Raw genomic sequence first — 15,929 nt, 5'->3', positions numbered from 1 at the left:
CATCGCCAAGGCCGCGTTGGCTGATGATTTTAATGCCGTTTGCAACAAAAACCAGAAACTCTCCCGAAAATCTTTCGTGGACGCGCTGTTACGGATGGTCGCGTGAGTAAACCATGCATCATTTCGGTGAAACTTTAGTTTATAAAGAAAACCATATCAAATCTAAATGTATTTCTATAGATTTCTATTGACTTTATTTTCATTATCTCATTAAATGTTAAGGGCTCGTTTTATTGAGCCTGAACGGGGATTCTGGTAAATTTGGGAGCGGATATGCCGCTGTAATCAGAGACAAAAATCAAAACGACCTGATTAACTATAGTAATAGACTCAGGAGCATACTATATGCCCTTGATTTGGGGCTTAACGTTTTATCCCCGACTCTTAATATCGGAGTCAGGGGATTTTTTTTGATATAATAAAATGTCAATGACTTATATCAAAAAAGAATAAAAATAAACAGGCCTTATGCAAAAATATTCCGGATTTTGACCAATAAAAATGGTTAACCATTAAGAAAGCGTACACTGCTGATAAAGAATAATCGCAAGATAGACTTTAAGTTATATGAGATGCTTTAGATTGGTACTATTTGGTAATTTATTATCAATGTTTAAAGCATTTGAAAATAGTTCTGTTTAAAAATGAATAAGATGCAGAGTCAATGTTATTTTTTTTAAGGAGGTGTTTGTTATCAAAAGACTACTTATATCCGGAACAAAGAGTGGTATAGGCAAAACAACCATTACACTTGGTATTTTGGCGGCGCTGAAAAAACGCGGACTAAATGTTGCACCATTTAAGGTAGGGCCTGGCTTTATAGATCCTGGGCATCATTTCAGGGTTACAGGCAAAAACAGCTGGAATCTTGACGGATGGATGTTGTCGAAATCATATAATCTGGAATGTTTCAGAAAATATTCTGAAAATGCAGATGTATCTGTGGTTGAAGGCGTAATGGGCCTCTTTGATGGTTATGATGGAAAAAGCGAATCAGGGTCCAGCGCACAAATGGCTAAATGGCTGGATCTTTCTGTAATACTCGTGGTTGATGCCGGAAGCATGGCCAGAAGCGTTGCTGCGCTTATAAGAGGTTTTGAAGAATTTGATAAAGGCTTGTCTTTTGCCGGTGTTGTTTTTAATAATGTTGGAAGCAGTAAACATCTGCAATATTTAAAAGACTCTCTGGAGGGTAATGTAAAGATGCCATGTGTGGGCGGGATTTATCATGACAGGGAAATTACAATACCTAAACGTTATCTTGGTCTGGCAACGCTTCATGACCACCGTTTATCTGATAAAGATATCGACAGGCTTGCCAATGTTGTTGAAAAAAATATGGATATTGATAAGCTGCTGGAAAGCCTGCCTGATATGAAAACCGGAAAGCCCAAGTCTGATGAAGTGCCCTTGATTTCGGAAAAGGCAAAACCTGCTGTCAGAATTGGCATAGCATGGGACAATGCTTTTTGTTTCTATTACAGAGACAATCTTGATATTTTAGAAACATTTGGTGCTGAGCTTGTTTATTTCTCACCTATTAAAGACGGATGCCTGCCGGAAAACCTTGATGGCATTTATTTTGGAGGCGGATATCCTGAGCTGTTTGCTTCACAGCTTTCAAATAATTCCGAATTAAGACGTACAGTCCGGAAAAAAAGTCTCGAAGGAATGCCGATTTATGGAGAATGCGGAGGCTTTATGTATCTTTGCCGGGAGCTTTATAATACCGACGGTAATATTTACCCTATGACAGGATGTTTTCCTTTCAATACACGTATGTTGTCCCATTTACGAACTTTGGGTTACAGAGAGATAAAACTTATCAAGGATACTATTGTCGGCAAATGCGGTCATACTTTGAGAGGGCATGAATTTCACTATTCCGAATTGTCTGATATCGATGCAAATATTGAAAACATTTATAGTGTTTCGGGATTATTCGGACAAAAAAATGTTCCGGAAGGCTTTCTTGTTAACAGAACGATAGGAAGCTATCTTCACTTACATCTGGGTAGCAAGCCCGAGGCTGCCAAGGAATTTATTGATTCCTGCCTTGACTATAAAAAAGAAAGGATGACAAAGCTGCAATAGCTGGTTGAGAGTGAATCAAATAATTATAAATAATTCTTCCCCCACAAAAAAACGTGCCCGGTGCCTGGCTGTTTTAGGTACCGGATCAGATGTAGGTAAAAGCATTGTCGTAACTGCTCTTTGCCGTATGTTTTCAAACAGAGGGATAAAAGTTGCGCCATTCAAAGCGCAAAACATGTCGAATAATTCCGGAATTACTCCGGAGGGCCTTGAAATGGGACGTGCCCAGATTGTTCAGGCCGAAGCATCGAGAATCCCGCCACATGTCGATATGAATCCGGTTCTCTTAAAACCGACCGGAGAAACCGGCTCGCAGATAGTACTTCTCGGAACAGCGGTTGAAAACTCAACGGCATTTGAATACCATACAAGGAAAAAGAGCCTGTTCGAAAAAGCCTGTGGTTCTCTTGACCGTTTGCGTGATGATTTTGAGTTTGTAATCCTTGAAGGAGCAGGTTCCTGTGCGGAAGTAAATCTTATGCCTAATGATATTGTAAATCTTAGCATGGCGGAATATGCGGATGCTCCTGTTATACTTGTAGGAGATATTCATCGGGGCGGGATATTTGCTCAGCTTGTAGGAACTCTTGAATGCATTGAAGAAAGGCGCAGAAAACAGATAGCAGGATTTATAATAAACAGGTTCAGGGGGGATTTAAGGCTTTTTGAAGACGGAAAGAAATGGATAGAAAACAGAACGGGCAAACAAGTTCTTGGTGTTCTTCCATGGTATAACCATATAATGATAGATGCGGAAGATTCGGTAGTAATAGAGGCACCCGGGCATGTTGATTTTAAAAGCGATAGTCTGCCTGCCGTTGCAGTAATCAGACTTCCTCATATTTCCAATTTTACTGATTTTGATCCTCTTTCACGCATAAAAAATATAAGATTAAATTATATACAGACACCTTGCGATTTATCCGGATTTAAAGCAGTTATTATTCCCGGCTCCAAGAATACCCGCTATGATCTCAAATGGCTTGAGGAAACGGGCTGGTCGGATAAAATAACTGCCTATGCAGATTCGGGCGGGCATGTGATTGGAATTTGCGGCGGATATCAGATGCTGGGCAATTTTGTACATGATCCTTATGGGCTTGAAGGAACCCCAGGCACAAGCAAGGGCCTTTTTCTGCTGCCAATAGAAACCACATTGAAAGCTCCAAAGGTTACAACGCTTACCAGGTTCTCATGGGATGAAATTTGTGGAACCGGATATGAAATTCATATGGGACAAACGGTAAATGAAAGCAATGAATATCTGTTTGAAGTAAGTGATCGCAACAATGTCTTATGCAGGGATTTTGATGGATGTATATCACAAAATAAAAAAATAATGGGAACTTACATGCATGGCATTTTTGATTCTCCTTTAATTGCAAAAAAATGGCTTGAAAGTATTGGAATTGAAAATCCTATGGTTTCGAAGTTATCCGGCTTTGCCGCAAAAGATAAGGAATATGATCTTCTGGCAGAGCATTTTGAAAAATACATAGATGTTGATGCTGTATTAAAAATTGCCGAAGGGAAATATCTGTGAAGGAAATCGTATTTATTACCGGAGGCTGCAAAAGCGGAAAGAGCCTTCATGCCCTTGAACTTGCCGAGAAAAGAAAAGGTGATAGAAAAGTATTTGTTGCAACATGCATTCCTTTTGATAATGAAATGAAAGAAAGAATAAGACGGCATCAGAAAGAAAGATCCAAAACATGGCATACACTCGAAGTGCCTGTTTTATTATCCGAAACAATATCGGAATGGAGTGCAAAGTCCGACATTATTCTTATAGATTGCCTGACGTTATGGATAAACAATATTATGTTTCAACATGCCGATATCGATAAGATAACAGATAATATCCAAAAGCTCGTTTCTTCTCTTAAGGACTCTTATTGCCCGGTTGTTCTGGTTTCAAATGAAGTAGGAAGCGGTATTGTGCCTGATAATGAACTTGCAAGATTTTTCAGGGATGCAGCAGGTCTTGTAAACCAGAAAATTGCATCAATAGCAGACAGGGTTATATGGATGGTTGCAGGAATACCGGTTGTAATTAAAGATACCGCAAAGTGTAAATAAAATGTTACAGCTAAAATCGGCCATACAGTTTCTGACAATATTACCTGCCGGAAAAACATCTGAATTTGACGCTAATAAAATTATACCCTATTTCCCGATTGTTGGCCTTATTCTTGGAATACTTATATCCGCCTTCGATATGCTGGCTTTTTATTTATGGCCGGTGCAGCTTATATCTCTTCTTGATGTGATGCTTCTTGCTATTTTAACAGGAGCTTTACATATTGACGGTCTTGGCGATACAGCAGACGGGGTTTTAGGCCACAGGCCCAGGGAGAAGGCGCTTTTGATAATGAAAGACAGCAGAATGGGCGCTATGGGGCTTGTTGCAATCATATTTGCTCTTGCTGTTAAATGGAATGCAATCGCAGCTCTTAATGAAAGCCGTAATTATATTCTTATTCTTGTTCCTATCTATTCAAGAGCTACCATGATTTTCGGCATCAAATTTTTACCTTATGGAAGGCCGGACGGAGGAACCGCTTCTGATTTTTTCAAAGAAGCCGTGAAACCGTATTATTTTATAACTTTGATTATTCCTTTAGCTTTCAGCTATTTTCTCGGAGCAAAAGGTGTAATATTGCTTTATGGATTTTTATTCATAACAAGTACTATATTGTATTACTACAAACAACGGATGGGATGCATAACAGGAGATATGCTTGGTGCTATGGTAGAAATTACAGAGTCCTTTCTTTTTCTTCTTGTTGCTGCTGAGGGCTATTTATGATCACAGGACACGGTGGAAATATTTATAAAATTGCAGCTCAACATGGTTGTAATCCTTCTGAAATTATTGATATGAGCAGCAATGTTAATCCATTGGGGCCGCCATCCGGATTTATTGCTTTTCTGAAAAAAAATATTAATTCGATAACATCTCTTCCTGAAGTTGATTCTGCTGAAGCGATTATCGCTTTTTCAAAATACTACAATATCAGTAAAAGCAGGGTGCTCGCCGGAAATGGTACTACCCAGTTTATCTATTCCATTCCACGTGCACTTTGCTCAAAAAAAGTGCTTATTCTCGGCCCGACCTATTCCGATTATGAAGATTCATGTATAATGAATAATGTTAAATATGAATATATAATAGCAAAAGAGTCATCATCGTTTTTACAGGATATTGATATTATAAAAAAGAAGGTAAAGCATTTCGATACGATTTTTATTTGTAATCCTGATAATCCAACCGGTGTTTTGATGAACAGGTGTGATCTTGAATCACTTATATCATCTTATCCGGATAAAAATTTTATAATAGATGAATCTTATATGCCCTTTTCTAAAAAGAGGGATAGTGAAAGTGTTCTTTATCTTAATGCACAAAATGTTATTGTTTTAAATTCAATGTCAAAAATATTCAGGATACCCGGGCTAAGAACCGGGTTTTTAATTGCCTCAAAACAAAATATTAAAAAATTTCTGCCTTATACTTTGCCATGGAGTGTAAACAGCATTGCCCAGTCCGCGGTATGTTATCTTATGAACCCCAAAAACGGTGCTGAAGCATTTATTGAAAAAACCGTAGATTTTATTGAAAAGGAAAAAGCACGGTTTATAAAACATTTTGAAGATATTGCCGGGATAAAACTATATCCGAGCACAACATCTTTTATTCTGATTAAACTTGGCAAAAATCTTTCTGCTAAAGATATATGTAAGCAAATGTCTTTTGATAAAATTCTTATAAGAAACTGTTCTAATTTTAAAGGCCTTTCCGATAAATTTGTAAGGATATCAATGAAAACTGGTGATTTAAATCTGCTGGCAGCAAAGAAACTCTCAGATATTATTTTAAATCAGGGCAATAAATAATAGATAATGAAAATTATCCCATTTTTGTATATACTTCCTGCTGCCTTCATTTTAGACCTTATATTGGGAGATCCGCCTTCTTTTCCCCATCCTGTTAGATTAATTGGCAAAGCAATTTCATTTTTTGAACCTTTATTCAGGAAATTGCCCATAAAGATTTTTACGAGCGGTTTGCTTTTTTGCCTTTTTTTGCTTTTTATATCTTTTCTGCTTTCTTTCCTTATGGTTTATGTGGCGCAATTGATTCATCCTGTTATTGGAATTGCTGTAGAGATTGTTCTTGTTTATTACTGTATTTCAGTTCGCTCCCTTAAAGATGCTGCATTTAGTGTAATGCAAGCATTTAGGAATTCAGGCCTTGAAGAAGCAAGGCAAAAAGTTTCAGTGATAGTGGGAAGAGATGCCAAAAATCTATCCGAAGAAGGTGTGATAAGAGCGGCAGTTGAGACGGTTGCTGAAAATCTTGTAGATGGTGTAATATCGCCGCTTTTTTTTGCCGCCATTGGAGGAGCGCCTTTTGCAATTACTTATAAAATGATCAATACACTTGATTCAATGGTAGGATATAAAAATGAAAAGTATATGGATTTTGGAAAAGCGCCGGCAAAAATTGATGACGTCGCAAATTATATACCGTCTCGCATTTCAATTTTTATAATTTCTTTTGCCGCTCAATTACTGTGGTGCAAAGGCATTTCTTCTTTTAAAACAGCCGTAAAAGAAGGCTCAAATCATTCTAGTCCAAATTCGGGATATTCTGAAGCTGCATTTGCCGGTGCTCTCTCAGTTAAACTTGGAGGGCCGAATTATTATGGAGGGCAACTGGTGCCAAAACCGTATATAGGCATAGAATTCGGGAAAGCCCAATGGATTCACATTAAAAAAGCCTGCAATCTTATGGTATTGTCTTCAATATTAGCTCTTTTGTTTTTATGGGGTATAGGCGTGACCTTTTTAAAATAAAGCCCGTGTTGCTGCAATAAAATAATTTTACTGAGGATGGTTAATGATATTATACGGAATATATTTATCAGATATGCCATAAAAGCTGATTTTATAAAATATTTATGAAATATTTGGAAATTCATACAACATGGCGTTTGCATTTCCCTCAACTATAGTTTAAGCTTAAAGCATGAAAGCCCCTCCTTTGCGAATTCGAGCGGATCACATATCAGGAGGGGCTTAATTATTTTCGTCGGAATACAAAGGCAGAATGATAAATGCATACTTTTGGAAAGAAGAGATAAAGAAAGCAGTACCAGAGGGTAATAAAAGCTTGAAAAGAAACCTGTAATAAAACCCTTAAAAAATAAAATATGATGGGATCTTTACCTGTATTGTGAACATTGTCGTTTACCTTTATGGACTGATAATGGTGGAGTTTAAGCATTGAACTATAACATTTATTTACAAAGGAGATTTGAATGAAGATCTACGTGGGAAATTTGTCATACGAGGTTAACGAAGATGATCTCAGGCAGGCTTTCGAACAATTAGGCAAGGTTGATTCAGTCAGCATTATAAATGACAAATATAGCGGCCGATCCAAAGGCTTTGGATTTGTTGAAATGTCCTCTGATGCTGAGGCTCAGGCTGCAATTGAGGGTTTGAACGGCAAGGAGCTGAAGGGCAGGGCGATTAATGTTAATGAGGCCCGGCCCCGTGAAGATCGGGGAGATCGGGGCGGACGGGGAGGCAGGACTGGTAAGCCACCATATGGCGGCGGTGGCAGAGGCCCCGGTGGGTTTAATAAAGGTGGATATGGCGGCGGCGGTGCTGGCAGAGGTGGACGTGGCGGCGGAAGATAGGGGTAAGTATGGATTCAGTTCCTGAGTTCACCATTTGAAGCTCTGCTTTTGTGAGATACCGGATTTTACTTGACAATAGGTAACTCACAGGACTATAGCTTAAACAGAAATGGCTGTTCCTGGATGAAAAGATAAAAAAGTCGATGTTTTAAGCCCCGGAAATAAGTTCGGGGCTTTTTAATTATAAAATATAGCCGGTCTCAAAACCTTTTTATCGGTCCTATCATTTTGCTCCTCTAACGTATGCTTTAGACTGCTGCTCGCCTGGATAACTGCGGTATCGGAGAAATATATAAATAGGTTTCCATTCATAGAGTAGTATTCCTGAAGTATTTACCAAGTGAAATAAAAAATAATTGTTCAGTACAGAATATATACGTCGGGCCCAAACCAATATCCGCCCCGACGGAACAAACTTCCTTGGGTTTAAATATCACGAGGTTTTAACCAGGTAATGTGCAATTACATCTGAACGGAAGTTTAATCAAACAGTTCGTTTGAGATCGGCTTAATATAAATAAAGGAATTTATGGAATTTAAAACATTTAATTTAAACCCCGACATAGAGGCAGGCATAGCTGATGCCGGGTTTGTCACACCAACTCCTATCCAGACAAAAGCTATTCCACTGGTCATGGACGGGCAAGACATTATGGGGCTGGCTCAGACCGGAACCGGCAAGACTGCGGCCTTTGTGCTGCCAATTTTACATCGTTTGATACAAGGCAAACGCGGCCATGTCCGTTCCCTTATTATCGCTCCCACTCGCGAGTTAGCTGAACAGATTCATGATGACATCAACACCCTGGGAAAAGATACCCGTATAAGAAGTGTTACCGTTTATGGCGGGGTGAACATAAACACTCAAATTCAAAAACTGAAACGGGGTGCAGAGATTGTTGTTGCCTGTCCCGGAAGGCTCCTTGACCATATGACCCGTAAGACGATAGACCTTACCCGGGTAGAAGTTCTGGTCATTGACGAAGCAGATCATATGTTTGACATGGGGTTTCTTCCGGATATCCGGCGGATACTGAAACATCTCCCGGCACAGCGGCAAACGCTTTTGTTTTCAGCAACCATGCCCGATGAAATTAAGAGTCTTGCCAAAGACATTCTTAAGGATCCGATAACAATAAAAGTAAGTGAAACTGTACCTGCAGACACCGTCAGCCATGCTCACTATCCGGTGGCTCAGCATTTAAAAACTGCTTTTTTGCTGAAGCTTCTGGAGCATATCAATTCAAAGTCAGTTCTTGTGTTCACGCGCACTAAACATCGTGCAAAACACCTGGATGAACAACTTGCCAAGGCAGGTTTTCGTTCTGCCTCACTGCAGGGCAATCTTTCACAGGTGCGTCGTCAGGCAGCTCTTGACGGATTCCGCAACGGAAGAATTCAGGTTCTGGTAGCTACAGATATTGCTGCGCGCGGCATTGATGTATGCAAGATCTCCCACGTTATCAATTATGATATACCGGATACTCCGGATGCGTATATTCATCGTATAGGCCGGACCGGGCGGGCTGATCAAAGCGGAGATGCATTCACGCTGATCACTAGTGAAGACAAGAAAATGGTAAATATTATTGATCGTGTTATCGGTTCAAAAATTGAGCACAGGACCTTAAAAGGTTTTGACTATGGTAAGCCTGACCCCAAAAAACATTTGCAGGTAACTCCGGGATCCCGGCGACATGGAGGGATACGGAAATATTCGGCTTAATAAGGGCAAATCGTATTGTATAGAATGTTTTATACTTCTTACGAAAACAAAAAACGATACCCTTCCAAACATATTCCTAAGATTACCCCCGCTTAACTGCTATCGCCTACAATAGCAGTTATAACCTGTCTCCAGCAGAAACGGGCAATTTTGTAGAATTTCGAAATTGCCCACACTTATTATTCAGGAAGGGGGCTATAAAATACAGGCTTTGGGTTCAAACGCCAGATCATTTTTTAATGGGTTTTTTAAATCATTCAGGTAGATGCCATCGGGTGTTTGTTAGCAGTAAATAATTTAATAAATACCCCAATTTTTTATAACAGTATCATATAATACGTTTTAAACGAGCCAGAAAAAAGCCATCCATATTATGTAGATGAGGATAGGTTCTGATAAATCCATCACTGTTTACAAAAGGTTCAAAGATCTTTGGAAAACAATGCATATCATCGATTGTAAAATCAGGATGTTTTAATAAAAATTTATTAATTACTTCTTCGTTTTCTTCCGTTTCGGTACTGCATACCGCATATACGATAATACCCGCTGGTTTTAAAAGCATTGCGATATTGTCGAGAAAAAGAAATTGCCTTTTTTGATAAAAGAGCAGTTTATCCTCAGTCAGTTTCCATTTTATATCAGGGTTTCTGCGGATAACCCCCATATTTGAACAGGGAGCGTCAATTAAAATACGGTCAAACTTACCGGAATAGCTTTTCAGAAAAACCGGATCTCCAAAATCACCCGCTGATGTTGTTACATTTGTTATGCCAAGCCTTTCCATATCAAGACTTAGCCTGAACAGTTTTTCCTTATCTTTGTCTATGGCAGTAATATATCCTTTGTTTTCCATCAACTGACCGATATGCCCTGTTTTTCCTCCAAGTCCCGCACAGGCATCCATAACTTTTTCTCCGGGTTGAGGGTCCATAAGAAAAGCAGCAAGCTGGGCGGCTTCATCCTGTACCTGAAACCCACCTTTTTTAAAGGCCTCCATTTCAGAAATTAATTCTTTTGGACGCGAAAAAGATACTCCGCCTGGCGAACAGTCTGTGGGCCTTATATCCTGGGTTTCAGATTCAATGCAGCTAATTAGCTCATCACGGTTTGTTTTAAGCGTGTTTACCCTTACTGTAATAGGAGGGATGTTGTTTATGGCATCACAAAGATCAATTGCTGAGTTTTTTCCAAGAAGACTAACCCATCTTTTTATCATCCATTCCGGAAAAGATTTATTAACTGATATGCCATATTCGGTCTTTTTATCCATATCCGGAAAACAAAGGGATTTATATTCTCTTACAGTTCTTCTAAGCACGGCATTAACATATCCTGAACATTTTGTTCCAACTGTATGTTTTGCAATTTCAACGGAAGTATTAACTGCTGCAGAAACGGGAATCCTGTTTAGATGAATAATCTGAAAAAGTCCGATGCGTAAAATATTTAAGATTTCAGTGTTGGTTTTTTCCGGGGGCTGTTTGGAAAATTGTCTGATTATCCAGTCCAACCGGCTTCGCCATCTTAGCACGCCGTAAACAAGGGCATTAAACAAAGCTTTTTCCCGTTTAGGAAGAATGTATTTATTTTGAAATTCTTCAAGCAGACTATCAAGAGTATGCTTTTTCTTGTCGAGACTGTTTAAAAATTGAATAGCAAGACTTCTGGTATCATGCATATATTGTGTTCACCCTAAAATGGTACCGGGTCTAATATTACAGCCACACAAGTAATCTTTGATATTATGGCGCTTTCCGGATTCTTCCTGAATTTCCTTTATTGATAAAAGATCTTTTCCTGTTGCAACAAACAAATGTTCTCTTGTTTCTCCAACTACTGTTCCGGGAGGCTGTTTTATGCTGCTTGCAATAACATCTGCCGCAAAAATTTTAAGGCGTTTTTCCCCATTCATGGTAAATGCTCCGGGCCATGGATTTATACCGCGTATGAATGCTTCAATGTCTTCAGCAGATTTCGACCAGTCTATACGGCCGTCCTTTTTCTTCAGTAAAGGAGCATATGTAGCAAGAGAATTATCCTGAGGAACCGGTGTTAAAGTATTTGCTTCCAATCCTGATAGAGTCTTTATTAATAGATCGGATGCTGCAAGAGCCAGGCGGTCATGCAGTAAAGAAGAAGTATCTTTGGAAGAAATATCAATTTCAGATGTCATTAAAATATCGCCGGTATCAAGCCCCTGATCCATAAGCATTGCTGTTATGCCGGTTTTATTTTCTCTGTTTATAACAGCCCACTGAATAGGAGCGGGTCCGCGGTATTTAGGAAGTAAAGAAGCATGAAGGTTTATTGCGCCTTGTTTTGGTATAGCCAGTATATTTTTTGGAAGTATATGTCCAAAAGCGATTACAACAAACAAATCAGGAGTACATGAATTAATCAGATCAAAAAATTCCGAAGTTTTAACGGATGCGGGCTGGGCAATGCTATAACCAAGTTCAAGTGCTGTTTGCTTAACCGGAGAATACACCACTTTTCTGCCCCTTCCTTTGGGACGATCCGGTTGTGTGACAACAAGCACAACTTCGCAACCCATTTTATTCAGGGCTGTTAAAGACGGAACAGCAAAGTCGGGAGTACCCATAAAAATTATTCTTTGTTTTTCAGGGCTCATTTTTTTTCTGTTGCTTCTTAACGTGTCTTTTATAGAGTTCCCGCTTTAAAGTGCTGATCCGGTCTAAAAATAAAACCCCATTCAAATGATCTATTTCATGTTGTAAAACAACAGCAAGTTGATCATGTGCTTCTATTTTTAGCGGGTTTCCTTCCCTGTCGAGAGCTTCCACAATTACCGATGCCGCTCTTTTTACATCCGATCTCAGATCGGGAACGCTTAAACAACCTTCATTGTTGGAAACGATTTCCCCATCGGTTTCAATGATTACCGGATTTAAAAGCACCTGAATCGATCTTTTATGTTCAGTTTGATCGATATCATATACTATCATACTTTTATCGCATCCGATCTGTATTGAAGCAAGCCCGATTCCGGGTGCATCATACATAGTCTCGATCATATCATCTATAATTTTTTGAAGATCAGCGTTAATACCTTTTACCGGCTTTGCGGTATTTGTAAGAAATCTGTCCGGATATGTGAGTATGTCCAGTATTGCCATAGGTTCAACCTTCGTGATCCATAGAACCGACCTTTCTTATCGTTATGCCTGTTAAGGCTGCCGACACAAGACCGGTTACTATTATCGGAAACGTTTGTATAACATGATTAATTAAAGTATAGCCGGCGGCATCTTTTGCAGATACACCGAAAATGGCCATGGCAAAAATACCGCCTGCTTCCCAGAGTCCCCAGTATCCCGGAGCAGAAGGAAGTGCTATAAAAAAACATACGATAATCATAACAGCGGTAAATCCCGTAAAAGAAATATTTATTCGCGGACAACCAAAAGACAGCAGGTAATATGAAAGGGCGCACAACAGCCAGATGATAATCGTATAGCAAATGCAAATAAACATGGTTTTGGGACTTTTTATAAGCAAAAAACCGTCTGAAAAATTTTTAAGTATTTTTTGCGCCGGGATACAAATTTTATTTTCAATTTTATTTTTAAAAGAATCCCCTGCCATAAAAAAGACAACAGGAATTTTAGATATCAGATAGTTAATTATATTTCTTGTTTTTTCAAATATTAAAAGAAAAATGCCCGGAATAACCGTTACGCCTATTCCGATCATATCTTTTCCCGCCAAAGAAAGAACCTCTTTATTTAAATGGTAACCGCCGAAATCAACTGCAAAATCAGGATCTATCGTAATATTTGCCATAATAACAGAAAAAAGAATAAACATGTAAACAATGTCAAATAAACGATCTACTGCAACTGTGGCCAATCCTGTAGAAAAAGGTATCTTTTCATTTTTCAGAAGTATTGCAGGTCTGGCCGCTTCTCCTATTCTGCCGGGTAATATGCAGTTTATCATAAAGCTTATCATAACAGGATGAAATGACTGTAAAAAACTTATTTTACGCACAGGCTTCAGTATTGCCTGCCATCTTAAAGCTCTGAATATAAAAGTTGATAATCCCACCAAACCTGCCGGTATCGCCCATAAATAATTTATGGAAGAAAAATATTTAAACAGATCATCAACCGGAACATTTCTGAAAGAAATATAAAGAGCCGCAACAGATATTGTTGCTCCGAGCACAAACGAAATTGTAGTTTTTTTATTCATCTTATTGAAGTTACAGGGAAAGTATGCTGCGTGCCTTATCAATATCTTTTTTTATCTGTTCCGAAAGTTCGGCAATGCCGGAAAATTTCAATTCATCTCTGATTCTTTTGACAAAATTTATCCGGATATTTTTGCCGTAAATGTCTTTATTAAAATCAAGCAGATGAACTTCTATCGTGAATATATTATCATCAAAAGTAGGGCTGTATCCAATATTTGCCACACCTTTATATTTTAATCCATTATACTCAACCGTTACGGCATAAACTCCTTTTTTGGGAGCCAGCTCATCCTGCATCAGCAGGTTAGCAGTAGGAAATCCAAGCAGTTTGCCTCCCCTGTTGCGGCCTTTTTCAACTGTACCTCTTATCTGGTAATATCTGCCGAGAAGTTGTTGGGTTTTTGCAACTCTGCCTTCTGCTACAAGCTTTCGTATTTTTGTGCTGCTGATACGGCCGGGTATGGTGTTTGTAATCGATATCCAGTCAGCAACAATAACTTCATAGCCATATTCCTTTGAGCATGCTTTTAAAAATTCTGTATTTCCTTCACGATTTTTACCAAAGACATAATCGTTTCCTACAACAATAGCCTTCATTCCTATCTTTTTAATTAAAAGATCCTTTATGAATTCCAATGCCGGTAATTTGGCGAATTCAGGAGTAAAAGGAATGCAGATCAAGACATCAAGCCCTGTTTTTTCAATAAGTTCTATTTTCTGTTCGTGAATTGTAATTAGTGGAATATGGCGATTTTTCTTCAAAACCTTAACCGGATGCGGATTAAAGGTAATACCTACTGATGTTCCGTTAATGGAATCCGCTTTTTCTATAACTGCATGAAAAAGAGCCTGGTGTCCAATGTGAACCCCGTCAAAATTACCGATGGTTACTACGGCGTTTTTAAATGGTTTTTTAATAGATTCAATGCTATTTATGATTTTCATTATCTGTTGATACCTCAATAATAATCTTGACAAAATACTCAAAAAAAACTAAGTACCTTAACCTTGAACTTAAAGCAATATTTTATTTGTGCCGAAGTGGCGGAACTGGTAGACGCGCTAGGTTCAGGGTCTAGTGGAGGATTCTCCATCGGGGTTCAAGTCCCCGCTTCGGCACCACAATAAAATCAAATAGTTATCTGATATATCTGTTATTCCTCTTTTGCTTTTATGGGCACTTTTTTGCTTTTATGGGCACTTGGTCAACGGTTTGGTCAACACTTTCCAAAAAGCCCTCCATTTGATTAACAGCTTTTTTTATATCCTTCGCATCAACGGTATCATATCGGAGAAACATTTCTCTTGTTGAGTGACCTGTAATATTCATGACAACTGACTCAGGCACACCGGACTTTCTCATATTTGTATTGAAGCAATGCCTGGTGTCATGAAATACAAACCCATCTTTAGTTCCCCTGCCGTATGGTATTCCGACAGCACGACAAGCGGTCCTTAAAGCAGTTCTGAAGTCATTTACCGGCTTTCCCTTGAACAGGAAAACATGATTGTCATGGATTGCCTTCGGAATGTCTTTCAAAATGTTATACAGTGCATCACAGATTGGAACCTCCCGTGCCTCCCGGTCTTTTGTGTCAGCAGCGTCAAGCTTAATCATCCGGTCTTTCAGATCAACTTTATCCCAAGTCAGATTTATAATCTCTCCCTTTCTCATGCCTGTATAATAACCCATTGCGACAACAGCCCTTGTGTGAGGGGGTAGAGCTTCCATAAGCCTTTTGAATTCTTCTATGTAAAGAACCTTCTTCCTTGTATTGGCATTGCTTTTAAGCAATTTCTTGACCTTCTTAAAAGCTCTGACAGTGTCTTCGCTTACCATCGCATCATCAAAAGCCTTATAAACAACCGAACGTGCTGCCCCGATTTCCTGGTCAATATACGAATTGGAATAACCGGACGCTTTCCTCTTTGCCTGATAATTCTCTAAGTCAGAGGTCTTAATATTTCTGACAATTGTTTCTCCAAATACCTTGTTAAAACTAGAAAGATTAATTTTCAATATTTCATAATAGGCTTTAGATTTAACTAAAGTTTCACTGTTTTTGAAGCCGTTCAAACATGGTTTTAAAATTTTGCGATATTTTTTCACAAAACATAAAAAGATGGCATGTAAAATGCATTGCAATTTATATACCAAGTATTTCAAGCACTTACGTCAACT

General features: G+C 38.8%; 14 protein-coding genes and 1 tRNA gene. 9 read left to right on the top strand and 6 right to left on the bottom strand.

What is annotated here, in order from left to right; translation table 11 throughout:
* Positions 1-684: 684 nt before the first annotated feature.
* The 8 genes from VXK47_RS03485 to VXK47_RS03450 all read left to right on the top strand — a co-directional run bounded on the left by VXK47_RS03485 (position 685) and on the right by VXK47_RS03450 (position 9,528).
* Positions 685-2,094, top strand: a complete 1,410-nt coding sequence (locus tag VXK47_RS03485; RefSeq protein WP_435547381.1) for a cobyrinate a,c-diamide synthase — start codon at positions 685-687, stop codon at positions 2,092-2,094.
* A 10-nt stretch (positions 2,095-2,104) separates the two neighbouring features.
* Complete coding sequence (locus tag VXK47_RS03480) at positions 2,105-3,637, top strand: cobyric acid synthase (protein ID WP_435547380.1); 1,533 nt, start codon at positions 2,105-2,107, stop codon at positions 3,635-3,637.
* The gene (gene cobU, locus VXK47_RS03475; RefSeq protein WP_435547379.1) at positions 3,634-4,173 is read left to right on the top strand and encodes a bifunctional adenosylcobinamide kinase/adenosylcobinamide-phosphate guanylyltransferase; all 540 of its coding nucleotides are present in this window, start codon (positions 3,634-3,636) and stop codon (positions 4,171-4,173) included. The genes VXK47_RS03480 and cobU overlap by 4 nt, the downstream gene beginning before the upstream one ends.
* Position 4,174: 1 nt before the next feature.
* Positions 4,175-4,903 carry an adenosylcobinamide-GDP ribazoletransferase gene (gene cobS, locus VXK47_RS03470; RefSeq protein WP_435547378.1) on the top strand — a complete coding sequence of 243 codons (729 nt, stop codon included), beginning with the start codon at positions 4,175-4,177 and terminating at the stop codon, positions 4,901-4,903.
* Complete coding sequence (locus VXK47_RS03465; RefSeq protein WP_435547377.1) at positions 4,900-5,991, top strand: pyridoxal phosphate-dependent aminotransferase; 1,092 nt, start codon at positions 4,900-4,902, stop codon at positions 5,989-5,991. The genes cobS and VXK47_RS03465 overlap by 4 nt, the downstream gene beginning before the upstream one ends.
* 6 nt (positions 5,992-5,997) lie before the next feature.
* Positions 5,998-6,954 carry a cobalamin biosynthesis protein CobD/CbiB gene (gene cbiB / locus VXK47_RS03460; protein ID WP_435547376.1) on the top strand — a complete coding sequence of 319 codons (957 nt, stop codon included), beginning with the start codon at positions 5,998-6,000 and terminating at the stop codon, positions 6,952-6,954.
* Between the two features lie 464 nt (positions 6,955-7,418).
* Positions 7,419-7,802, top strand: a complete 384-nt coding sequence (locus tag VXK47_RS03455) for an RNA recognition motif domain-containing protein (protein WP_435547375.1) — start codon at positions 7,419-7,421, stop codon at positions 7,800-7,802.
* Between the two features lie 529 nt (positions 7,803-8,331).
* Entirely contained in the window at positions 8,332-9,528 is a 1,197-nt protein-coding gene (locus VXK47_RS03450; RefSeq protein ID WP_435547374.1) for a DEAD/DEAH box helicase, read from the top strand.
* A 328-nt stretch (positions 9,529-9,856) separates the two neighbouring features.
* On the opposite strand, the gene rsmB is transcribed toward VXK47_RS03450, so the two are convergent.
* From rsmB to VXK47_RS03425, 5 genes are read right to left on the bottom strand one after another with little or no spacing between them, the layout of a single operon-like run.
* Positions 9,857-11,209 carry a 16S rRNA (cytosine(967)-C(5))-methyltransferase RsmB gene (gene rsmB, locus VXK47_RS03445; RefSeq protein WP_435547373.1) on the bottom strand — a complete coding sequence of 451 codons (1,353 nt, stop codon included), beginning with the start codon at positions 11,207-11,209 and terminating at the stop codon, positions 9,857-9,859.
* 9 nt (positions 11,210-11,218) lie between these two features.
* Positions 11,219-12,163, bottom strand: coding sequence for a methionyl-tRNA formyltransferase (gene fmt / locus VXK47_RS03440; RefSeq protein WP_435547372.1), 945 nt, complete (start codon positions 12,161-12,163; stop codon positions 11,219-11,221).
* Complete coding sequence (def, locus tag VXK47_RS03435) at positions 12,153-12,668, bottom strand: peptide deformylase (protein ID WP_435547371.1); 516 nt, start codon at positions 12,666-12,668, stop codon at positions 12,153-12,155. Before def ends, fmt begins: the two co-directional genes overlap by 11 nt.
* Before the next feature lie 4 nt (positions 12,669-12,672).
* Complete coding sequence (locus tag VXK47_RS03430) at positions 12,673-13,746, bottom strand: lysylphosphatidylglycerol synthase transmembrane domain-containing protein (protein WP_435547370.1); 1,074 nt, start codon at positions 13,744-13,746, stop codon at positions 12,673-12,675.
* A 10-nt stretch (positions 13,747-13,756) separates the two neighbouring features.
* A complete protein-coding gene (locus VXK47_RS03425; RefSeq protein WP_435547369.1) occupies positions 13,757-14,692 on the bottom strand; it encodes a bifunctional riboflavin kinase/FMN adenylyltransferase in 936 nt (311 codons plus the stop codon).
* Between the two features lie 90 nt (positions 14,693-14,782).
* Here VXK47_RS03425 and VXK47_RS03420 point away from each other — a divergent pair.
* Positions 14,783-14,869, top strand: a tRNA-Leu gene (locus VXK47_RS03420).
* Between the two features lie 49 nt (positions 14,870-14,918).
* Here the strand turns inward: VXK47_RS03420 and VXK47_RS03415 are convergent.
* Positions 14,919-15,767 (bottom strand): tyrosine-type recombinase/integrase, encoded by an 849-nt coding sequence (locus VXK47_RS03415; RefSeq protein WP_435547368.1) that lies wholly within the window; start codon positions 15,765-15,767, stop codon positions 14,919-14,921.
* Between the last annotated feature and the right edge of the window lie 162 nt (positions 15,768-15,929).

Origin of the sequence: Desulfobacterium sp. N47 (assembly GCF_051233685.1) — a bacterium.
GTDB lineage: Bacteria > Desulfobacterota > Desulfobacteria > Desulfobacterales > RPRI01 > RPRI01.
This window is presented reverse-complemented; position numbering and strand designations above follow the sequence as displayed.

Bases quoted from the DNA above. Each gene is read 5' to 3' on its own strand.
- def (WP_435547371.1), bottom strand. From the start codon at position 12,668: ATGGCAATACTGGACATACTCACATATCCGGACAGATTTCTTACAAAT.
- VXK47_RS03465 (WP_435547377.1), top strand. From the start codon at position 4,900: ATGATCACAGGACACGGTGGAAATATTTATAAAATTGCAGCTCAACAT.
- VXK47_RS03455 (WP_435547375.1), top strand. From the start codon at position 7,419: ATGAAGATCTACGTGGGAAATTTGTCATACGAGGTTAACGAAGATGAT.
- VXK47_RS03425 (WP_435547369.1), bottom strand. From the start codon at position 14,692: ATGAAAATCATAAATAGCATTGAATCTATTAAAAAACCATTTAAAAAC.
- cobS (WP_435547378.1), top strand. From the start codon at position 4,175: ATGTTACAGCTAAAATCGGCCATACAGTTTCTGACAATATTACCTGCC.
- cbiB (WP_435547376.1), top strand. From the start codon at position 5,998: ATGAAAATTATCCCATTTTTGTATATACTTCCTGCTGCCTTCATTTTA.
- fmt (WP_435547372.1), bottom strand. From the start codon at position 12,163: ATGAGCCCTGAAAAACAAAGAATAATTTTTATGGGTACTCCCGACTTT.
- VXK47_RS03430 (WP_435547370.1), bottom strand. From the start codon at position 13,746: ATGAATAAAAAAACTACAATTTCGTTTGTGCTCGGAGCAACAATATCT.
- VXK47_RS03450 (WP_435547374.1), top strand. From the start codon at position 8,332: ATGGAATTTAAAACATTTAATTTAAACCCCGACATAGAGGCAGGCATA.
- rsmB (WP_435547373.1), bottom strand. From the start codon at position 11,209: ATGCATGATACCAGAAGTCTTGCTATTCAATTTTTAAACAGTCTCGAC.